A 21984-nucleotide genomic window follows, 5' to 3' on the forward strand; every position below is an offset into this window, starting at 1 on the left:
TGTACGCTCGGCCCTTAGCCGCACATCCGTGCCGCCCAGCCTTCGTATCCTTGGTTGAACGCGGTTTGCCCGGCATCCGATAAACATAAGACGCTCCTTGCTCCCGCTATGCAAAGCGGCGATGCCTGTTGCCAGACGCTCGCCGCTGATCATCCTGATGGTATGTCTGTCTAACCTGCGTCCGCGCGCAGCTCCAATAACGCGTCGCGGAGCTCGGCCGCCCGTTCGAACTGCAGGTTCTTCGCCGCATCCTTCATCTCCGCCTCCAGGCGCTGAATAAGCGATTGACGATCCTTCTTGGACATCTTCGCCGTCCCGACGCCGGCCAAGTATTCGTTCTTCTGCTCGGCCACCTTCGTCGCTTCGATAATGTCGTGCACCCGCTTGCGGATCGTCTGCGGCGTTACGCCGTGACGTTCGTTGTAGGCGATCTGCAAAGCGCGCCGGCGTTCGGTCTCCGTGATCGCCTTATCCATGGAATCGGTCATCTTGTCGGCGTACATGATAACGCGTCCTTCGGAGTTCCGGGCCGCCCGGCCGATCGTCTGAATCAGCGAGCGCTCGGACCGGAGGAAGCCTTCCTTATCGGCATCCAGAATGGCCACGAGCGATACTTCCGGTAGGTCGAGGCCTTCCCGCAGCAGGTTGATGCCGACGAGCACGTGGAAGGTGCCCAGCCGCAAATCGCGCAGAATCGCCATCCGCTCTAGCGTCTTGATATCGGAGTGAAGGTATCGAACCTTAATGCCGACTTCCTTGAGATAGTCGGTCAAATCCTCGGCCATCTTCTTCGTCAGCGTCGTTAGCAGCACCCGCTCATCCTTGGCGATCCGGTCCCGCACCTCGCCGAGCAGGTCGTCGATCTGTCCCTTCGTCGGACGAACCTCGATGATTGGATCAAGCAGTCCCGTCGGACGGATGATCTGTTCGACCATCGTTGGACAGTGTTCCATCTCGTACGGTCCCGGCGTCGCCGAGACGTAGATCATCTGCGTGATCTTCGCTTCGAACTCCTCAAAGCGGAGCGGGCGGTTATCCATCGCCGACGGCAAACGGAATCCATGATCGACCAGCACTTCCTTCCGTGCCCGGTCGCCATTGTACATCGCCCGGATTTGCGGCAGCGTCACATGCGACTCGTCAATGACGAACAGCATGTCGTCCGGGAAGTAGTCCAGCAGCGTGTACGGCGTCGCCCCGCGCTCGCGGAACGTAAGCGGCCCGGAGTAATTCTCGATGCCGGAGCAGAAGCCCATCTCCTGCATCATCTCGATGTCGTACCGCGTACGCTGCTCGAGCCGCTGCGCTTCCAGCAGCTTGCCCTGCTCGCGCAGCTCGGCCAGCCGCGCTTCCAGCTCGGCTTCGATATTCTTCAGCGCCACGCGCATCGTCTCTTCCTGGGTAACGAAGTGGGACGCCGGGAAGATCGCGATATGATCGCGCTCCCCGACGATCTCCCCGGTCAACACGTCAATCTCCGTAATGCGCTCGATCTCGTCGCCGAATAGCTCGACGCGCATCGCCCGTTCGTTGTTCGCAACAGGGAATATCTCGACGATGTCGCCCCGCACCCGGAACGTCCCCCGTACGAAGTTAATATCGTTCCGCTGGTACTGAATGTCCACGAGCTTATGAAGAATCTGATCGCGCGACTTCTCCATCCCGACGCGTAGCGACAGGACCAGGTTGTTGTATTCCATTGGCGAACCGAGGCCGTAAATGCAGGAGACGGAAGCGACTATAATAACATCGCGCCGTTCAAACAAGGAGCTCGTCGCGGAGTGGCGCAGCTTATCGATCTCGTCGTTGATGCTGGAATCTTTCTCGATATACGTATCGGTGGACGGGATGTAGGCTTCCGGCTGGAAGTAATCGTAGTAACTGACGAAATACGATACCGCGTTATCGGGGAAAAACTCCTTGAACTCGCTGCATAATTGCGCCGCCAGCGTCTTGTTGTGGGCGATGACCAGCGTCGGCCGGTTCAAGGCCGCGATCGTGTTGGCGATCGTGTACGTCTTGCCCGTCCCCGTCGCGCCGAGCAGCGTCTGATGCTTCGCGCCATTCCGTACGCCTTCCACCAGTTCGCGTATCGCGCCCGGCTGATCGCCCTGCGGCGTGTAAGGCGATTTCAACTGAAAAATCTGCTTCTCCTCGCTGCTTCCGCTCATGATTCCACTCTCCCCCGCTTCCGTCGCTTCTATGAAAATGCCTCTATGATTTGGTATACCCATAAACACCGATAGGTTAGACGGCTATATAGTCAGGTCCCGTAAAACAACTTGCTGAAATTGACAATAACGGGACAACATAAGAATATGTGTTCTCATCCATCTCATTATATCGGTTTCGTTCCCCGGTTGCAATTGCCCGCTCAAATAAAAAGGAGGAGCGGCACGGCGCCCCTCCTCCCCGTCAATCCATTAACCGCGACTCTCCTGCACAGCCGCCGACGGCCGCGCATTGCTTCTCCACAGCACCGTTAGGGCGATTCCGACAAAGGCCGCGATATAAGCCAGAAGAATGCCGAAATTGCTCCAATACTGCCCCCAATCCCCCGTCGCGACGACGGCGCGGAACGCGCTGACCGCGTGCGTCATTGGCAAGCAGCTTCCGATCAACTGCATCGGTCCAACCGACAATTCCATCGGGAATGTGCCGCCGGAAGAAGCTAGCTGCGTCACGAGCAGGAATACCGCCGCCAGCCGGCCGAGCGGTCCGATCACGGAGACGAGCATCAGAATGCAGGTGAAATACGTGAAGGAAGCGGCCAAGCTGAGCAGCAGGAACTTCCAGACGCTCTGCACCTCGATATCGAAGCCCAATAGCAGCACGCCGTCCACGACGAGTGTCTGAAGCGCCGCGATCGAGAGGAACAGGCCATACTTATTGACGAAATGATTCCATCCCGATACGCCGTACTTCGACTTGCGTTCGAATGGCAAAATATTCGAAGCGATCAAGCCTCCGACAAACAAGCCGAGCGTAAGGAAGTAAGGCACCATCGCCGCGCCGTAATTCGGCACGTCCGTCACTTTGTTCTCGACCAGTTGGACCGGGCTTGCGAACATGCCGATCATCTTGTCATTCACTTGAACAGTTGAAGCTTCATCGCTCGCGGAGGCCAGCTTGCCCGCAAGCGCCTCGCTGCCGTCTACGAGCTGCACGATGCCGCCGGCGAGCGGCTTAACGCCTTCTCCTAGCCGCGATGCGCCGGATGCGATAGTATGGACGCCCGCTTCGTACTTCCGGAAACCAGCCTCCCATTGTGCCCGCCCCGCTTCTGCTTGCGCTGCGCCTGCCGCAAGGACCGAGCTGCTCTGCACGGCGGACGTTAATCTCTCTCCCAACGCGGCGGAGCCAGCGGCGAGGGTCTGCTGAGCCTTGTACAGCCGCTGCGCAGTCCCGAACGCGAGCGTCTGCCCGGCTTGCAAAGCGTTCAGCTCGGTGCCCAGCGTATCGCTAACCTTCGCAATGTCTTGGAACGCGTCGTCATTCGCAAGCTCCGGATGCGCCAATGCGAAACGGCCCAACTTCTCCGCCAGCGCAGCCGCTGCGGCAGCCGAGCGGTCCGCGCTCTCCCCGTTGTCCGCAAGGTTCGCCGCAAGCTCCCGCGCTCCCTTCGTCGTGTTGACGGCGGAATCAGCCAAACGCTCCTGTGCCTGATCCAGCGCGTTCAACCCCGCGGCCAGCCGCCCGCTCGACTCGGCTATCCGTTCCATGGCTTCGCGCAGCTGCGTTCCCCCTTCCGTTAGCGAAGAGCTTGCTTGATCCAACCGGACCGCTCCGGCCGCCAGCTCGCCGATGCCGTCCTCCAGCCGGCCCAGCCCGTCCCGCGCCTTCCTCAATCCGCCATTTAATTCCGATGCGCCTTCGCCCGCCGCGACGAACCCATCCGCAAGTTTGCCGATATTCGCGAACAACGCTTCAGCGTACGTCTTCGTAATTTCGCTCCCGACTTGGTCCCTCAGTTTCTCCACGGCGCTCGCGCCAATCTGTCCCGCAACGAAGTTCTGTCCGGGATTCGTCCGGTAAATTAACTTCGCCGGCTTCGGCGAAGCGCTCGTGAGCGTCGTGATCTCCGACGAGAACGTCTCGGGAATAATAATGGACATGTAATAGCTGCCGTTCTTAAGCCCCTGCTCCGCTTCCGATTCATCGACGAAACGGAAATCCAGGCCGCCGCTCGACTTTAATCGTTCCGTCAAATCTTGGCCAATATGAAGCGGCTTGCCGCTCATCTTCGCCCCTTTGTCCAAATTGACGACCGCGACGGGCAGCCGGTCGAGATGCCCGTACGGATCCCAATAGCCTCCTAAAAACATCCCCGCGTAAATAAGCGGGATTATTAACAGTATCGCGATTCCGACCCTGGCTTGCGTCTTGCTCAAAATATGCGACCATTCTTTCTTGAGCAGCTGTAGCCCTTTCATTCGTCGTCTCTCTCCCATCCGTCAATCATTAAATAGTTGTATAATACAACATTGTATTATACAACTATCGGCCACGAAAGCAACCCTTTCGTAAAGGTGAACCGGTCGACACCGAACTTTATAGGTGCGGCGCGTCTCATTCCGGAGAAGCTGATTGGTTTGCGTTCACGGTCGTAAGACCGGGCATCCAGCATTCAGCATTCAGCATTCAGCAATCAGCAATCGTGAGGCTGTTTGGATCGCGTTCATAATCCAGAAGACCGGGCATGCAGCATTCAGCGTCAGCGATCATGAAATACAAGATGATTTATAAACGCGAAGCTTATAAATTCTTGTATTTCAAGAAAAGGCTGCCCTACTTCAGTGTCAAATATTGCTCCGTCGTCCGGTTGAACTTCTCCAAAAGCTCGCCCAGCATGCTCCGCTCCTCGTCCGACCAGTCCCCCAGCAGTTTGCCGAACAGCTCCTGCCGCGCTTCGCGCACCTCGTACAACTGCTGCCGTCCGTAAGGCGTAATGTGCAGCAAATTGATCCGCGCATCGCGGACATCCGACTTGCGTTCGACGAATCCTTTGGCCTCCAAAGAAGCGGTCTGACGACTGAGCGTGGACAGGTCGAGCTGAAAGGCGTCGGCTAACGCCTTGATGCCCTGCGCCCCTTTCTCGTCCAGACGATGCAGAAGCAAATACGTGGAGCGATCGAAATCCTTATATTTCAAATACGCAATCCGTGCCGCTTCTGCCCGGCGCACGAATACCGCAATCTCAAGCTCGATGCGTTCGATATCCTCTCGGTTCATTGTCGATCCCCCATTCCATGTGTAGTGTGGCTGACTGCCGCGGCCGCCATACCGGCGCAAAGAGAAAGCCGCCGGCGGGATCTCTCCTCCGTACGGCCTCTCGCCACGTTCATGACCGGCTTACATATGCGTCGTCGTTGATCCCCGCTGCTTCGCCGCGCTGCGGCTGCGAAGCAGTCCCAACAGCGACACCGGCTTAGGAGCGGCATAGACGCCCGCCCGCTCGTCCGGTGACAGCACCACGCCTAACTGATGATGCTCGTTCGCATAGCGCGCCCGCTGCAAGAACTTCACGTGTCCCTCCAGGTTCAGCACCTCCAGCTTACAGAACGCCGAGTTCACGTGAAGCGCCGCGTGCAGCTCCTCTTTGGTCCGGACGGGCAACCCGTTCACCTTGTGCAAAATCTCCCCGGCCGCGATGCCAAGCTGTTCCGCAGGCGTACCCGGAATGACTGCGAGCACGCGCAAGCCTCTGCCGTCGTTCACGTAATATGGGCTGGTGCGATCTTCACGCAGCAGGCTAAGCCATACCATTCCCTCGTGCAAGAGCAAGGCAGCAATCGCCGCAGGCAGCGTAAGCGGCGACCAATACGCCGCTCCCACGGCCGCTCCGCCCACGATAAGAGCGAACCAAACCAGCTTGCGGGCCGCGTCCTTTGCTTTGTCTTGCGGCAGCATCGTGCGCGTCAATTCCGTGAACCCGATCATCATCGGGAATCCAAGCAGCGCCCAATTGCCGCTCTCCGCCCACCCGCCGCCAAGCAGCGTCTGCCATGGCAGCGCCTCGCCCGCTCCGGAAGCCGGGACGAGCAGCACGAGCGGAACGGGCCAGAAGCCTTGCAGCATGTAGCCGCCAACCAGCTTGCCGCGCTTGCCTTCCAAGAATAGCGGACTGGCGAATCTCGCCCCCTGCCAACCGACAAGCAGCGCCTCCGCCAGGTGCATCACGGCCACGAGCACGAGCAAGCCCGGAATGTCCAGCGAAGCCAGCGAAGCGGCAGCGTCTCCAATCCAATTCGGCTGCTCCGCAAGCGGGGTCAAGCCGACGATAAATTGCAGCACGCCGAGCACGCCGACGCTGTAGGCGAAGCATAGGTAGCGGACCGACAACGCCGCGAGCAGCACGGCGATCCCCCACATCCACAGTACGGCCTCGCCCGTCACGTTAACGCCGAGGAATAGTCCCGCAACGGATACGAGCGCGCCGGCTAGCAGTCCCGCGGCGACCGTCCGGATGAGCTGCAGCGGCCATGCATGCAGACGAACGTGAAAGAGCGCCCGCTCTAGTATGGTCTGTCTCCTATATTGAAGCATGACGAGCAAAATCCCCACATAATAGAAAGGCGACAGCAGCAGCTGCCCGACCCCTTCCAAGGTCTGCCAGAGCAGATCCAAAGCCGCGTCCAAAGCGTTCACTCCTTCGAAAATAGCGCGAATGACTGGTAAGCTCAAGGTGAAACGGCTGTCGCCGTCCTTAAAGGCGCGGCGCGTTTCATTCTAGATAAGCTGATTGGTTTGCGTTCACAATCCCAAGATTGGGAATGCAGCATTCAGCGGTAATGAAGCTGATTGGTTTGCGTTCACAATCCCAAGATTGGGAATGCAGCATTCAGCGGTAATGAAGCTGATTGGTTTGCGTTCACAATCCCAAGATTGGGAATGCAGCATTCAGCTAGGAGAAATTTGTGAATGATACCGCCGGAGCATAAATCCAAACAAAAAAAGAAGGCCGAGCCGCGCCGCCAGGCGCATAGCTACAACCTTCCATACATTCGACATCCGAATTAAAAAATCCTGCCTTGGCTTTCTATTTCGCCGCCTTCTGCGTGACGACCTCGATTGCCTTCTTCAGTTGGGTATCGTTCTGCTCGTTCCGGACGAGGGCGATCAGCGCCTCTTCGATCTTCTCCGCCGTCGTCTTGTCGACATCGCCCGTGACGGACAGCTGCGCTTGCTTCTGGAACTGCTTCACGGCCTCCGCCGTCTTCGCGGAGTAATACCCGTCCTTACGGTCGATCTTGTATCCAAGCGCAGCCAGCATGATCTGCAGGCTCCGGTTGTCCTCGCCGATCGTATCCGGCACCAGCGTCTTCGCCTTGGACAAGCGAGCGACCGTGTAATAGTCCGGCGGCAGCGACTCGACATCCGGCTTGAGTCCTTTTTCGTGGACCCAATTGCCGTCCGGCGTGAGCCATTTCGCGATCGTCATTTTGACCAGACTGCCATCGCCCGTCGCCTTGTCATAGCTCACCTGTACCGTGCCTTTGCCGAACGATGTTTCGCCGACGAGCACCGCACCGCCCGCTTCCTTCAGCGCTCCCGCGAGCACCTCCGATGCGCTGGCGCTGCCCTTGTTCATGAGCACCGCGACCGGGTAGTCCTTACCCGTGCCTTTGGACAGCGTCTTCTCGCGCTCGCCCGTGCGGTCTTCGACCATGACGATCGGCTTGCCCTTCGGCACGAATGGCTGGGCAATCGACACGACGACCGGCAGCACGCCGCCCGGATTGTTGCGCACGTCAATGACGAGCCCTTTCATTCCCTTCTTCTCCAGCGCCGCCAGCTCCTCCAGGAACCGCTCGCCCGTGTTAAGCGAGAACTGGCGGATCTCGATGACGCCGATGCCGTCCTCGAGTAAATTCGCATAGACCGTCTCGTAATCGATGTCATCCCGTACGAGCACGAGATGAACAGGCGTAGAGACGCCCGCGCGCGCGATGACGAGCTTCACCTTGGTGCCCTTCGGCCCGCGAATCTTCGCGACCGCGTCGCTCAGCGCCACGCCTTCAAGCGATTCGCCGTCAACGGAGATCAGCACGTCCTTCGCCAGCACGCCGGCTTTCTCCGCCGGGGAGCCTTTGATCGGCGAGACGACGGTCACTTTCCCGTCCTGCAGCGCCACTTCGGCCCCGATGCCCGTGAAGGAACCTTCGATCGACTCCGAGAAATGCTGGGCGCTCGTCTTCTCCATATACACCGAATACGGATCGCCAAGCGCCTCCATCATGCCCGTGAGTGCGCCGTCGACGACTTTGGAGCGGTCGACATCGCGGAAATATTTCTGCTCGATCAAATTCATGACCGCGCCAAGTTTGCCCGCCTCCCCAGCGGTCAGACCGGATTGGCCCGTGCCTTCCGCCGCCGCACCAGCCGCGGGCTTCCCGCTGCCCAAGGCGACCCATTGGTCGCTAAGTGTCAGCGTCGCAAGCACCGTCACGGCCATCGTCAACGCGATGAATGCCGCCACCGTACGTCCTTTGAATTGCATGTCGTCACCAGCTTCCCTTGAGTAAGTCCTTGTGTATGTACCCGAGTTGCAACTTTCCTAGTATATGACAAGCCGCACCCATTTATTTACGTAACGGGTACGGCATGTCGGGTGCCCGGCGCGATCGGTCTGATCCATGACGAACAGCCGATCGCGCGGAGCGATATATTTGATGCTTATAGGGTAAAATAAGTGCAGAGGTTATTTCAAGTATGGCGTCGGATCGACCGCCTTTTCGTTAATGCGCACTTCGAAGTGCAAGTGGTTACCTGTCGAGACGCCTGTAGAGCCGACCTCCGCGATTTTTTGGCCGCGCTTCACGACTTGGCCTTTCTCGACCAGAATGCCGCCCATCCGGATATGCCCGTACAGCGTCCACATCCCGTTGCCGTGGTCGATAATGACGCAGTTGCCGTACCCGCTCCAGCTCTGGGCGACGAGCACAGTGCCCGATTCGGCTGCATAGATCGGCGTGCCCTTCGGCGCCGCCATGTCGATGCCTGCGTGCAGCTTGCGCTTGCCGGTGACTGGGTGCGTCCGGTACCCGAACGAGGACGACAGATGGTACGAATCCTTCAGCGGAACGGCCAGCTTGCCGCCTTTATAATACGAGACTTTCTTCTTCTTCGCCGCCTTGCGCTTCTGCTCCTCCAGATCGGCGGCCTTCTTGGCCAGCTTCATGAGCAGCTCTTCCTGCTCCTCGCTGATCTCCTCGGATTCTTCTACTTTCGCGTTGAGCTGCTGCACGAGCACTTCCTTCTGCTGCTCTTTGTCCACCAGCAAACCTTGATAGTTCTCCAATTTGCCATACATCGTGCGCACTTGACCAAGCTGCTTCTCGATCTCGGCTTTCTTCTCCGCGATGAGCGCCTGGTCTTTCTTATGACTGTCGAGAATGTCGCGATCCTGGCCGATCATCGATTGCAGCGAGTCGAAACGGTCCAGGAAGTCGGAGAAGCTTGTCGCGCTGAGCAGCACGTCCATATACGACACGAACCCGTTCGTGTACATGAGGCGAATACGCGATTGCAGCATTTTGTCGCGGGACACGACGCGTTCCTCGGCCGTCTGCAAATCCTCGCCTGCCTTAAGCAGGCTCTCTTCCGTCGCTTCGATCTGCGTCTGAACGCCGTTCAATTGCGTGCTGACGGAGTCGATCTGCGCCATGATCTCGTTGACCGACTGCGCAGTCGCCGCCTTCTGCTTCTCATAATATTGCTTATATTTGTCGGCTTCGTTCCGGCTCTGAGCGGCCTCTTCCATCTGCGCGCGCACCTTCTGAAGCTCTTTGTTAATTTTGTCGACCTGCGAGGATGCGGCCTGCCCCCCGTATGGCTTAAACACGAACGCGGCGAGCAAAATAACGGCCAGGACGGCTAGTCCCTTTTTCACGTAAGCACTCCTCCTACACTTTTAAATATTTGCGCACGGAAATGGTGCTGCCCCAGATGCCGATCATCGTTCCGAGACCGACCAACAGCACGGCTACCAGGAAACCGACTTCCTTCAACGTGACAAGCTTGATCATCATCAGGCCGAAATCGAACTGCGACGCTTCGATCAAGCGATTGTAGCCAACCAGCAGCACGGACGTCGTAATGACGGAGCCGATCAAGCCGATCAGCGCGCCTTCGATAAAGAACGGCCACCGGATAAAATGGTTCGTCGCGCCGACCAGCTTCATGATGCCGATTTCGCGCCGGCGGGCGAGAATCGTCATCTTGATCGTCGTCGAGATGAGGAACATCGCGGTAATCGCGAGTCCCCCAACGATAACGAGACCGATGTTGCGCACCGCGTTCGTAATTTTGAACAAGTTCTCGACGGTGCCTTTGCCGTATTTGATGCTCAGGAACGGATTCGTCTCGCTCGTCCGCCCGAGCGCCTCGATCTTCTTCGCCGCGAACGAGATCGTCTGCGGATCGACGACCTCGACCGTGAACGAATCCATCAGCGGGTTATTCTCCTTGTCGAACCCTTCGAGCAGTCCGGCGTTCTCTTCGCCCATCGACTTCCGCAGCAGCTCGAGCCCTTGCTCCTTGGAGACGAACTCCACCTTGCTCACCTCGGGAATCGCCTTGATCTGCGTCTGCAAGGATTCGATCGACGCCTGCGTGGTGTCCAGCTGCAGGAAGACGCGAATTTGAACCTGGCTTTCGATCTGGCTGGCCAGGTTGTTGACGTTCAGGGCGAGCAGCAAGAAGACGCCCAGAATGAACAGCGAAATGACGATCGAGCTGATCGAGGCGAACGACATCCAGCCGTTGCGCAAAATGTTCTTCGCCCCTTCGCGGAAGTGGCGGAGCAGGGTGCTAATTTTCATAGCCGTAATCTCCCCTCACGACGTCGCGGGCGATCAGGCCGTTCTCGATCGCGATGACGCGCTTGCGCAGCGTGTTAACGATCTCTCTGTTGTGCGTGGCCATAATAATCGTCGTCCCCCGGAAGTTGATCTCCTCGAGCAGGTTCATGATGCCCCAGGAGGTCTCCGGGTCCAAGTTGCCGGTCGGCTCGTCCGCCACGATGACGGACGGATTGTTCACGATGGCGCGCGCGATCGCGATCCGCTGCTGCTCGCCGCCCGATAGCTGCGCCGGCAGGGAAGCGTGCTTGCCGCGCAGACCGACCAGCTCCAGCACTTCCATCGTCCGTTTTTTGATAATCCGGCGCGGCGCTTCGATAACCTCCATTGCGAAGGCGATGTTCTCGTAAGCGGTCAGCTTCGGCAGCAGCCGGTAATCCTGGAAGATGACGCCGATGTTGCGGCGCACGAACGGAATTTTGCGCGGCTTGAGCTTGCCGATGTTGAAGCCGTTGACCGAAATTTGGCCTTTGGTCGGCACCTCTTCGCGGTAGATCAATTTCATGAATGTCGACTTGCCCGCCCCGGAAGGACCGACCAGGTAGACGAACTCGTTGCGCTCTATAAGAACGGAGACGCCGCGCAAGGCATGGGTGCCATCCGCGTACGTTTTCCAGACGTCCTGCATTTCGATCACAATATCACATCCTGTAGATAGTCAGCTTATTGGTATTCGACAGAAATTGGGTAAATCCTCTAGTAAAGCGGTTCGTTCCGCATTTTTCATAATTCTAATGCTGCCCGGATGCAGCGTAAGCATGCGTTTTGGGAATAAAATTCGACAAACGTGCGATTGGCCGAACATCGTTCGCATACAGCTTTCGACGTTCTGGCCTCATGGTTATAGTATAGCTTCTTTCGATCGCGGAGGGTTTAATCAAAATTTAGCGGCGTTTCCTTTCGAACTCGCGATTCAGATTTTCGATGCGGCCGCATATACATCGATAATCGCGGGTTTGCAGAGGTGATGGGCATGAAGAAGTGGCATGTGATCGGAATTGCCTTTTTTGCAGTGTTGCTGGCAATCTCGATCGTCTGGGGAGGACTATGGTTGTATGCAAAGCGGGATGTCGTGCCGGACGGGACACGGGCGGGACCTCAAACGTCGGATGGGGTTCTCCGCGTAACGGACAAGGATATGCTTACGCTGGGCGGGCTGACGGTCGATCAGGCGAAGGAACGGTTAAGGCGGCAGGCAGCCGCTTTGACCGGCATGACGGTAGCCTTGCAGACGAACGGCAGCAGCCAGGTGAAGCGAACGTGGACGATGGCCGAGCTCGGGCTGTCCGTCGATACGACGGGCGCCGAACAGGCGCTTACTCGGCTGCGCGAGGGCGGCGTATGGACCCGCGCCGCGTACCGGCATCGCTTTCCGGACGAGCTGACGGTCAAGGTGACGTGGAACACGAAGCAATTGGAGCGAAAGATCCGCGGCGTCTGGGGATTCCTCGAGGCGCACGAGCCGGTTAATGCTACCCGCACCATCCGAGCCGATGATACCGTTGCTTATACGCCGCATCACGACGCGTATCGGCTGGATATGCGCACGTTAACGGCTACGATTCGCGCGCGAGTCGAACAAGCATTCGAAGCAACCGCGCAAGGCGGGACCATCGCTAAATCCGGCGTGGTCCCCATGCCGCTCACGGTCGTGCATCCTAACGTGACGCTGGAGAAACTTAAAGTCGAGGGCATAGAGCGGATGATCGCGTCGTTCGCGACCGATTTCAGCACGAGCGGCGAAGGCCGCGCGCATAACGTCAAATCGACCGCCAAATCGCTGCAGGATTGGGACTTGGCTCCGGGCGAGATGTTCGACTATCTCACGGTTATCCAGGCGACTCGGGAAAGCTACGGCTTCAAGGAGGCGCCCGTCATTCTGAACGGCGAGCTTGTCCCCGGTATCGGCGGCGGGATCTGCCAAGTGTCCAGCACGCTCTATAACGCCGCGCTGCTGGCGGGGTTTCATATGACCGAACGGCGCAATCATTCGCTGCCGGTCTCGTATCTGCCCATGGGCCGCGACGCGACCTTCGCCGAAGGGGCGATCGGCTTCCGCTTCAAGAACACGACCGGCAAGCATCTGCTCATCCGGACCGAGACGGCCGGCGGCAAGCTGACGGTCAAGCTGTTCGGCACGATGCCGAACAACGTCGTCTATAAGCTGGAGTCCAAGACCGTAGAGGAAATCGAGCCCGGCATCAAGGAAGTGCCGTCCGCCACCGTCCAGCCAGGCAGCCGCCTGCTCATGAGTCCCGGCAAAACCGGCTATATCGTCGAGACCTACCGCACGAAGCTCGTGAACGGCAAGGCGGTGGCGATCGAGCGCATCTCGCGCGACAAGTACAAAGCGCAGCCGGCCATCTACGCGATCGCGCCCGAGAACGCTCAGCCGCATGGCATGCAGGAGCTGGGCAAGTCGCGCAAGGAAGTAGTCGAGGATGGGGTTACGCATTAGTATGAGCCGGGGGAAAGCCATTCAGTAACCCTAAGGTTGGCAAATAACCGTTGTCTCCATGCCTCCATCATTTACGAGAAAGAAGCCGTCTCTCCCCGGTCGGGTCGAAACGGCTTCTTGTTATTCTGAATATGCGTATGAGAGAAATCCTATTTCTTCGCCTTCCGGCGTCTCTGCTCCCCTACTGGCTCCGCTCGCTATATTCCTTCACCCAAGCGGCGGTCTGATCCTGCTCGCGCTCCGCGCGGGCGATCGCCTCGGCCACCTGCGAACGCGCGGTGCCGCCATAGACGTTGCGCGCGTTGACGACTTGCTCCGGTTGGAGCACCTCATAGATCCGGTCGTCGAACAGGTCGGAGAACTGCTTGAACTCGTCCAGCGTCAGATCGAGCAGATATTTGTTCTGCTGGATGCAGTACAGCACCGTCTTGCCGATGACTTCGTGCGCTTGGCGGAATGGCAGTCCTTTGCCGACGAGGAAGTCCGCGATGTCGGTCGCATTCGAGAAGTCCTGGTTGACCGCTTGGCGCATCCGGTCCTTGTTCACCTTCATCGTCGCGATCATCGGCGCGAACAACTGGAGCGCGCCCTGAAGCGTGCGCACCGTGTCGAACATGCCTTCCTTGTCTTCCTGCATATCCTTGTTGTACGCGAGCGGCAGCGACTTGAGTACCGTCAGCAGGCCGATCAGGTTGCCGTAGACGCGGCCCGTCTTGCCGCGGACAAGCTCCGGCACGTCCGGGTTCTTCTTCTGCGGCATGATGCTGCTGCCCGTACAGAACGCGTCGTCGAGCTCGACGAAATGGAACTCCGTGCTCGACCACAAGATGAGCTCTTCGCTCAGGCGCGACAGGTGCATCATGATGATCGACGCGTGCGAGAGGAACTCGAGAATGAAGTCGCGGTCGCTTACCGCGTCAAGGCTATTCTCGTAGACGCGGTCGAAGCCGAGCTGGCTCGCGACGAAATGGCGGTCGATCGGGAACGTCGTGCCCGCAAGCGCGCCAGCGCCGAGCGGCAGCGTGTTGATCCGCTTATAGCTGTCCTGCAGACGCTCGGCGTCGCGGCCGAACATCGAGACGTAGGCCATCAGGTGATGCGCGAACAGAATCGGCTGTGCGCGCTGCAGATGCGTGTAGCCCGGCACGATCGTGTCGAGGTTCGCCTTCGCCTGCTCGATAAGCGCGGCCTGCAGCTTGTGCAGCAGCTCCACGAATTCGACGACCCGCTTGCGGAGGTACAAGTGCATGTCCGTCGCCACTTGGTCGTTGCGGCTGCGGCCCGTATGCAGCTTGCCGCCTACCGGACCGATATCGTCGATCAGCGTCTTCTCGATATTCATGTGAATGTCTTCGTCGGAGACGGAGAATTCGATCTCGCCTTTGCGCACCTTCTCCAGGACGCGCGTCAGCCCTTGCTTGATCGTCTCCACGTCATCCGCCGGCAAAATGCCCTGCTTGCCGAGCATCGTCACGTGCGCCAGACTGCCCTGCACGTCCTCTTCGGCCAGCTCCTTGTCGAACATAATCGAAGCTGTATACTCTTCTACCAGCTGGTCGGTTTTCTTCGTAAACCGGCCTCCCCACAGTTTGCTCACGTTGGTCCGCTCCTTTATCCCATGCTATAGCGATCGCTCTATTGATGCACGCAGGGCCCCGGTCGCGAACGACCAGGGCCTTCATCGTGCCGAATCGAATTACTTCTTGTTCTGTTCCACGCCGGACGCAACTTTCAGACGAAGCGCGTTCAGGCGGATAAAGCCGGTCGCGTCGCCTTGGTCGTAGGCTTTGGAAGGATCGGCTTCCATCGTCGCGATATCCGGATTGTACAGGCTGACCGGGCTCTTCACGCCGGCGCCGATGATATTGCCTTTGTACAGCTTCAGGCGAACGACGCCCGTTACGTTCTTCTGGCTCTCGGTCACAAGCGCCTGTAGCGCGAGACGCTCCGGCGCGAACCAGAAGCCGTTGTACACGAGGGACGCGTATTTCGCGATGAGCGAGTCGCGCAGATGCATGACGTCGCGGTCCATCGTGAGGGACTCCATTTTGCGATGAGCGGCGAACAGGATCGAACCGCCTGGCGTCTCGTACACGCCGCGGCTCTTCATGCCGACGAAACGGTTCTCGACCATGTCGACGCGCCCGATGCCGTGCTTGCCGCCGAGCTCGTTCAGCTTCTCCATCGCCGCGAGCGGGTTGAGCGGCTCGTTGTTGATCGCGACGCAGTTGCCGGCTTCGAACGTCAGCTCTACGTATTCCGCTTGGTCCGGAGCATCCTCCGGCGCCACGCTCAGCACGTACATGCCTTTGTTCTCGTCGGCCGACGGATCGAACCACGGATCTTCGAGCATGCCGCTCTCGAAGCTGATGTGCAGCAGGTTGCGGTCCATCGAATACGGCTTCGCCGCGGATGCTTGAACCGGGATATTGTGCTTCTCGGCGTACGCGATCATCTCCGCGCGTCCCGGGAACTCCTCGCGGAATTGCTCGATGCGCCAAGGCGCGATCACTTCGATCTCCGGCGCGAGCGCGGCTGCCGTCAACTCGAAACGGATTTGGTCGTTACCTTTGCCGGTTGCGCCATGGGCGATGAACTTCGCGCCTTCCGCACGGGCGATCTCGACCATGCGCTTGGCGATCAGCGGACGCGCGATCGAGGTGCCGAGCAGGTATTGGCCTTCATACAGCGCGCCGGCTTGGAACATCGGGTAAATGAAGTCTTTCGCGAACTCCTCGCGGAGATCGTCGATGTAGATTTTGGACGCGCCGGTCGCCAGCGCCTTCTCTTCCAGGCCGTCAAGCTCATCCTTCTGGCCGATGTCGGCCGTGAACGCGATGATCTCGGCGTCATACGTTTCTTTGAGCCATTTCAAAATAACGGACGTGTCCAGACCGCCCGAATATGCGAGTACGATTTTATCCTTCGCCATGGTTTCTCCCAACGCTCCTCATATATCGAAAAATAGCCGCAGCTTGATTGGATCCCCTGTTGCCGTGCAAAACCAGTGTTACATCGTTGCCGCCATGATGGCCTTCTGCGCGTGCAGGCGATTCTCCGCCTGGTCGAAAATGATCGAGTGCTTGCCGTCGATGACGCCCTCGCTCACTTCTTCGCCGCGATGCGCCGGCAGACAGTGCATGAACAGGTAGTCGTTCTTCGCGTACTTGGCCAACGCCTCGTTCACTTGGAAGCTCGCGAACGCCTTCTCGCGATCCTGCTGCTCCTGCTCGAAGCCCATGCTCGCCCAGACATCCGTGTACACGACGTCCGCGTCCGCGATCGCTTCCTTCGGGTCCTGCGTCAGATAGATCTGCGCGCCGGTCTCCTTCGCATGCTGCTTCGACAGCTGCACGATCTCTTCGTCCGGCTCGTAGCCTTCCGGCGTCGCCACCGAGATGTTGATGCCCAGCTTAGCGGCGCCCATCAATAGCGAGTGCACCATGTTGTTGCCGTCGCCGATGTAAGCCAGCTTCAATCCTTCGAGGCGTCCTTTGTGCTCCAGAATCGTCTGGTAGTCGCACAGCGCTTGACAAGGATGGTTCGTGTCCGTCAGGCCGTTGATGACCGGGACGGTCGCGGCGCGCGCCAGCTCGATGATCGTGCGGTGCGCGAACGTGCGGATCATGATGCCGTCCAAGTAACGGGAGAGCACCTGCGCCGTATCGGCGATCGGCTCGCCGCGGCCGATCTGCAGGTCGTTCTTGCTCAGGAACAGCGCCTGGCCGCCCAGCTGGTACATGCCAACTTCGAACGACACGCGCGTGCGCGTCGACGATTTCTCGAAAATCATGCCGAGCGTCTTGCCGAGCAGCGGCTGGTAGACTTCGCCCGCCTTCTGCTTACGCTTGAGCTCGATCGCCAGATCGATCAAATACCGGACTTCCTCCGGCGTATAGTCAACGAGGGCGAGGAAATCTCTGCCCTTCAGGTTCAAGGCCAACTCTTCGTTCAATAGCGTTTGCGTCATTCTGATCTGACTCCCTTCCTAAGAACCGCTTACACGGCCGCCGTGCGATCCGCGAAAATACCGGCGAGTATCGAGACCGCTTGATCGATCTCTTCCTTCGAGACGAGCAAGCTTGGCAGCAGACGGATAACGTTCGGCCCTGCCGATACGGTCAGCAGCCCGCGCTTCTGCCCTTCTGTAATTAGCTCGCCGATCGGCTGCGTGCATTCGATGCCGACGAGCAGCCCGCGGCCGCGTATGTCGGTGACGAGCGGATGGCCGCTCAGCTTCTCTTTCAGCTGCTCGACCAAATACTTGCCGGCCTCCGCCGCCTTGGCTGATACGCCTTCGCCTACGATCGTCTCGATCGTGGCTTTCACCGCCGCCGTCGCGATCGGCGTGCCGCCGAACGTCGAGCCGTGCGTGCCCGCGCTGAACGCTTCCGCTACGTACTCCTTCGCGAGCATCGCGCCGACAGGGAAGCCGCTCCCCAGCCCCTTAGCCAGCGTGAACACGTCCGGCTCAATGCCGTACTGCTCGTAAGCGAACAGCGTGCCCGTGCGCCCCATGCCCGTCTGAATCTCATCCACGATGAGCAGCAGCCCGTGCTGCTTGCACAGCTGCGCGATGTGCGCCGCGAATGCCGGTTCTACCGGATAAACGCCGCCTTCGGCCACGACCAGCTCCAGCATGATCGCCGCCGTACGCTCGTTAATCGCCGACTCCAGCGCCTGCGCGTCATTCAGCTCGACATGCACGAAGCCCTCTGGCAGCGGCAGGAAGCCGTCCTTCACCTTGTCTTGGCCCGTCGCGGTCAGCGTCGCCAGCGTGCGGCCGTGGAACGACTTGTGGAACGTAATAATCTCATAACGGCCATTGCCGGCGACCTTCTGCTGATAACGGCGCGCGATCTTGATCGCCGCTTCGTTCGCCTCCGCGCCGGAGTTGCAGAAGAAGACGCGGTCCGCGCAGCTGTTGTCCGTCAGCAGCTTCGCTGCCGCTTGCTGATTCGGGATATGGTACAGGTTCGATACGTGCCACAGTTCGTCGAGCTGCTTCACGAGCGCATCCTTGACCGGCTTCGGCGCATGGCCCAGATTGGTCACGGCAATGCCGCACATGAAGTCCAGGTACTTGTTGCCTTGATCGTCCCAGAGCCAGCTGCCTTCCCCTTTGACCAGCGTGATCGGGTATCTCGCATAGTTCTGAAACAACGAGCTTGCGTTAGCTTGTTCGCTCATCTTCGGTTCACCTCTCCTCATTATGGCTGTTCAATCCGCGGAACATGTATTATTGCAGGCTGTCGACACGCTATTGCCGCACGATTCGCGTGCCAATGCCGCCTTCCAAAACCGCCTTGCTGAGCACGTTCGGCTCATCGCCGTTCACGATGACGACCTCGCGCACCTTCCCTTGAATACATTGGATCGCCGCGCGAACCTTCGGAATCATGCCGCCGTAAATCTCGCCGCTTGCGATCATCGCTTCGATCTCTTCCACCGTTACGGTAGGAAGCACCTGCTTCTGGCCGTCGACCGTCTTCAGAATGCCCGGTACGTCGGTGACGACGATCATCCGCTCCACGCCCAGATGGGACGCGACCGCGCCTGCCGCCGTATCCGCGTTAATGTTGTACCGCTGGGAGGCATCGTCGATGCCGATCGGCGCGATAACCGGGATGTAGCCCATCTCCATGACGCCCGCGATGATGTCCGCGTTGACGTCCGTCACGTCGCCGACAAAGCCGATCTCCGCCGCGTTCGCGACCGGCTGTGCCTTGATCAGCTTGCCGTCGACGCCGGAGAGGCCGATCGACTTGGCGCCGCTGTGCTGAATCTTACGGACGATCTCCTTGTTGATCTTACCGGCCAGCACCATCTCGACGACATCCAGTACCTCGTCGCTCGTCTTGCGAAGGCCATTGACGAATTCGCTCTCGATGCCGAGCTTCGTCAGCGTCTCCGAGATCGCGGGACCGCCGCCGTGCACGATGACCGGCTTCACGTCGCTCTCCTGCAGACCGCGCAGGTCGGCGAAGAACGAATCCGGCAGCGCGGCGAGCGTGCTGCCGCCGCATTTCATGACAAACCGTTGTTCCATGTCTTCCGTTCCTCTCTATCTCCTCGAATTCGAACCGCGCTTCGCGCTCGCCGGAGCCGATTAGGTCCGGTAAGCCGCATTGATCCGAACGTAATCGTACGTCAGGTCGCAGCCCCATGCCGTCGCGGAGCCGTTATCCATGTTCAGATCGACGTGGATGACGACCGTGTCGCCCTTCAAATACGCGAGCGCTTCGTCTTCGTCGAACGCGACCGGCGCGGATTGGGACAGCGTCACGATATCGCCGAGGCGAATATCGACCGTGTCCGGGTTGACCGGCTGGCCCGCGCGGCCGACCGCCGCGATTATCCGGCCCCAGTTCGCGTCCGCGCCGAATACCGCGGACTTCACGAGCGAGGATCCGATGACCGTCTTCGCGATCGCTTGCGCCGCGTCGTCCGACACCGCGCCGCGCACCTGCACCTCTACGAGCTTCGTCGCGCCTTCGCCGTCGCGGGCGATCGCCTTGGCGAGCTCCTCGCACACGTAGCGCAGACCTTCCGCGAATGCCGCCCAGTCCGGGTGCGCAACGGTCAGCTCGTTGTTGCCCGCCAAGCCGCTGGCCATCGCGACGAGCATGTCGTTCGTGCTCGTGTCGCCGTCGACCGTGATCATGTTGAACGTCACGTCCGTCACTTGGCGGAGCAGGCCGTGCAGCGCTTCGCTGCCGATGTTCGCGTCCGTCGTTACGAAGCCGAGCATCGTCGCCATGTTCGGATGAATCATGCCCGATCCCTTGGACGCGCCCGCGATATGTATCGTACGCCCGTCGATCGTGACGGCGACGCAGGCTTCCTTCTTGACCAGGTCGGTCGTCAGGATCGCCTGGCAGAAGTCGTCGGCCGCTTCGTAGGATTCGCCTAGCTTAGCCGGCAGTTCTACCGCGCCGCCGCGCACGCGGTCCATCTTCAGCAGCTCGCCGATGACGCCGGTCGACGCGACCGCCACCTGCTCAGCTGGAACCCCAATAGCTTCCGCGAACACGGCTCGCATCTCGTAGGCATCCGCTTCGCCCTGCTTGCCTGTGCAAGCATTAGCGTTGCCGCTATTGACGAGCATGGCACGCAGGACGCCGCCTGCCGCGATACTCTCGCGCGTCACCTTAATCGGCGCCGCTTGGAAGACGTTCGTCGTATAGACGCCCGCCGCCGCCGCCGGCACTTCGCACACGATCGCGCCCAAGTCATGACGCGTCGTCTTCTTCAAGCCGCAGTGCAGACCGCCCGCGCGAAAGCCTCGCGGCGTCGTGACCGAGCCCCCTTGCACAATCGTAAAAGCCGTCTCTTGCACGGTTTCCTGTCCCATGTCCGCTTCTCCTCTGCTCGATAACTATCGTGATTTACGGATAAGCAGGGACAAATTGCAACCCGAGCGTCTCGTCCCAGCCCATCATCAAATTAAGGTTCTGAATCGCTTGCCCCGCCGCGCCCTTGACCAGGTTGTCGATGACCGACACGATCGTCACGCGTCCGGTCCGCTTATCGACCGCAAAGCCGATGTCGCAATAGTTGGAGCCCCATACTTCTTTCGTCGCCGGCGTTACGCCGAGCGGACGGATCCGGACGAATTTGCGTCCTTCATAATATTGGCGGTACAGCTCGATAAAATCCTCGGCCGTATGATCACCCTGAATCGTCGCGTACATCGTGCTCATGATGCCGCGCGTCATCGGCACCAAATGCGTCGTGAACGTCGTCACGACCGGACGGCCCGCGATATCGGACAGCGTCTGCTCGATCTCCGGGATATGCTGATGCTGATTGATCTTATACGCCTTGAAATTCTCGTTCAGCTCGGAGTAATGCGTGCCAAGGCTCGCGCCGCGACCGGCGCCCGATACACCCGATTTCGCGTCGATGATGATCGTCGACGGATCGATGAAGCCGGCCGATACGGCCGGAATAAGGCCCAGCAGCGTCGCCGTAGGATAACAGCCAGGATTGGATACGAAATCGACGTCCTTCACGCTGCCGCCGTATACTTCCGCCAGTCCATAGACCGCCTGGTCGATATAGGCCTGGTCGGCCGGTTCTTTCTTGTACCATTCTTTATAGGAATCCCGCGACTTCAGCCGGAAGTCGCCGGAAATATCGATCACTTTCAGTCCAGCATCCAGCAGGGAAGGCACGAGCTTCGCCGCCACGCCCGCCGGGGTCGCCAGGAATACGACGTCCGCTTTGCCCTTAATGAGCGTCGGATCGACATCGTCCAGCAGATCGGTCCGGATCTCCGTCAGATGCGGGTATCCTTCCGCAATCGGCGCACCCGCGCTCGAAGAGGAAATGACCGAGGTAACTTCCGCCCGCGGATGGCTGGCCAGCAGACGGATCAATTCCACGCCGCCATAACCGGTCGAACCGATAATTGCAACTCTTACATTCTCGTTCATACGCCAATCTCTCCCATTCCATAGCTTCCCTTCGCAGCATGCGATGCACCGGGCTAACCCAATTATAACCAAACGTCCCGATGATCACGAGCTTTCTTTCTGCCCGCCCGCCTTAGGATGCTTACGATGAATGCATGAAGCGAGAGATTTATTCAGGGACGTGTATTATTATACATAGCGCGTTATATAAATACAATACAAAAAATGGCCATCCCGCTAGCGTTTC

16 protein-coding genes are annotated in these 21984 nt (G+C 59.1%); 1 reads left to right on the forward strand and 15 read right to left on the reverse strand.

Annotated elements, in window-relative coordinates:
• Nucleotides 1-170: 170 nt before the first annotated feature.
• The 8 genes from uvrB to ftsE form a co-directional block, all read right to left on the reverse strand.
• Nucleotides 171-2171, reverse strand: a complete 2001-nt coding sequence (gene uvrB, locus ACFFSY_RS28245; RefSeq protein ID WP_377500488.1) for an excinuclease ABC subunit UvrB — start codon at nt 2169-2171, stop codon at nt 171-173.
• A 252-nt stretch (nt 2172-2423) separates the two neighbouring features.
• Nucleotides 2424-4433 carry a YhgE/Pip family protein gene (locus ACFFSY_RS28250; protein WP_377500490.1) on the reverse strand — a complete coding sequence of 670 codons (2010 nt, stop codon included), beginning with the start codon at nt 4431-4433 and terminating at the stop codon, nt 2424-2426.
• A gap of 355 nt (nt 4434-4788) precedes the next feature.
• A complete protein-coding gene (locus ACFFSY_RS28255) occupies nt 4789-5232 on the reverse strand; it encodes a MarR family winged helix-turn-helix transcriptional regulator (protein ID WP_377500492.1) in 444 nt (147 codons plus the stop codon).
• A gap of 120 nt (nt 5233-5352) precedes the next feature.
• Nucleotides 5353-6639, reverse strand: coding sequence for a PDZ domain-containing protein (locus ACFFSY_RS28260; protein WP_377500494.1), 1287 nt, complete (start codon nt 6637-6639; stop codon nt 5353-5355).
• A 400-nt stretch (nt 6640-7039) separates the two neighbouring features.
• Nucleotides 7040-8500, reverse strand: a complete 1461-nt coding sequence (locus tag ACFFSY_RS28265; RefSeq protein WP_377500496.1) for a S41 family peptidase — start codon at nt 8498-8500, stop codon at nt 7040-7042.
• 201 nt (nt 8501-8701) lie between these two features.
• A complete protein-coding gene (locus ACFFSY_RS28270) occupies nt 8702-9892 on the reverse strand; it encodes a murein hydrolase activator EnvC family protein (RefSeq protein ID WP_377500498.1) in 1191 nt (396 codons plus the stop codon).
• Between the two features lie 13 nt (nt 9893-9905).
• Nucleotides 9906-10823: a permease-like cell division protein FtsX gene (gene ftsX / locus ACFFSY_RS28275; RefSeq protein WP_377500500.1), complete on the reverse strand. Its 918-nt coding sequence runs from the start codon at nt 10821-10823 to the stop codon at nt 9906-9908.
• Nucleotides 10813-11499 carry a cell division ATP-binding protein FtsE gene (ftsE, locus tag ACFFSY_RS28280; protein WP_377500502.1) on the reverse strand — a complete coding sequence of 229 codons (687 nt, stop codon included), beginning with the start codon at nt 11497-11499 and terminating at the stop codon, nt 10813-10815. The genes ftsX and ftsE overlap by 11 nt, the downstream gene beginning before the upstream one ends.
• A gap of 336 nt (nt 11500-11835) precedes the next feature.
• Between ftsE and ACFFSY_RS28285 the strand changes: the two genes are divergently transcribed.
• Nucleotides 11836-13320, forward strand: a complete 1485-nt coding sequence (locus ACFFSY_RS28285; protein ID WP_377500504.1) for a VanW family protein — start codon at nt 11836-11838, stop codon at nt 13318-13320.
• Between the two features lie 181 nt (nt 13321-13501).
• Here the strand turns inward: ACFFSY_RS28285 and argH are convergent, their stop codons facing one another.
• The 7 genes from argH to argC form a co-directional block, all read right to left on the reverse strand.
• Nucleotides 13502-14917, reverse strand: coding sequence for an argininosuccinate lyase (gene argH / locus ACFFSY_RS28290; RefSeq protein ID WP_377500506.1), 1416 nt, complete (start codon nt 14915-14917; stop codon nt 13502-13504).
• A 99-nt stretch (nt 14918-15016) separates the two neighbouring features.
• Nucleotides 15017-16252, reverse strand: a complete 1236-nt coding sequence (locus ACFFSY_RS28295) for an argininosuccinate synthase (protein ID WP_377500508.1) — start codon at nt 16250-16252, stop codon at nt 15017-15019.
• 78 nt (nt 16253-16330) lie between these two features.
• Complete coding sequence (gene argF / locus ACFFSY_RS28300) at nt 16331-17290, reverse strand: ornithine carbamoyltransferase (protein WP_377500510.1); 960 nt, start codon at nt 17288-17290, stop codon at nt 16331-16333.
• Nucleotides 17291-17319: 29 nt separating this feature from the next.
• Entirely contained in the window at nt 17320-18510 is a 1191-nt protein-coding gene (gene argD / locus ACFFSY_RS28305) for an acetylornithine transaminase (RefSeq protein WP_377500512.1), read from the reverse strand.
• Between the two features lie 70 nt (nt 18511-18580).
• Complete coding sequence (gene argB, locus ACFFSY_RS28310) at nt 18581-19369, reverse strand: acetylglutamate kinase (protein ID WP_377500514.1); 789 nt, start codon at nt 19367-19369, stop codon at nt 18581-18583.
• A 60-nt stretch (nt 19370-19429) separates the two neighbouring features.
• Nucleotides 19430-20674, reverse strand: a complete 1245-nt coding sequence (gene argJ / locus ACFFSY_RS28315) for a bifunctional glutamate N-acetyltransferase/amino-acid acetyltransferase ArgJ (RefSeq protein ID WP_377500516.1) — start codon at nt 20672-20674, stop codon at nt 19430-19432.
• 34 nt (nt 20675-20708) lie between these two features.
• Nucleotides 20709-21758, reverse strand: a complete 1050-nt coding sequence (gene argC, locus ACFFSY_RS28320; protein WP_377500518.1) for an N-acetyl-gamma-glutamyl-phosphate reductase — start codon at nt 21756-21758, stop codon at nt 20709-20711.
• Between the last annotated feature and the right edge of the window lie 226 nt (nt 21759-21984).

The sequence above is a fragment of the Paenibacillus aurantiacus genome (genome assembly GCF_042431225.1).
Classification (GTDB): domain Bacteria; phylum Bacillota; class Bacilli; order Paenibacillales; family Paenibacillaceae; genus Paenibacillus_Z; species Paenibacillus_Z aurantiacus.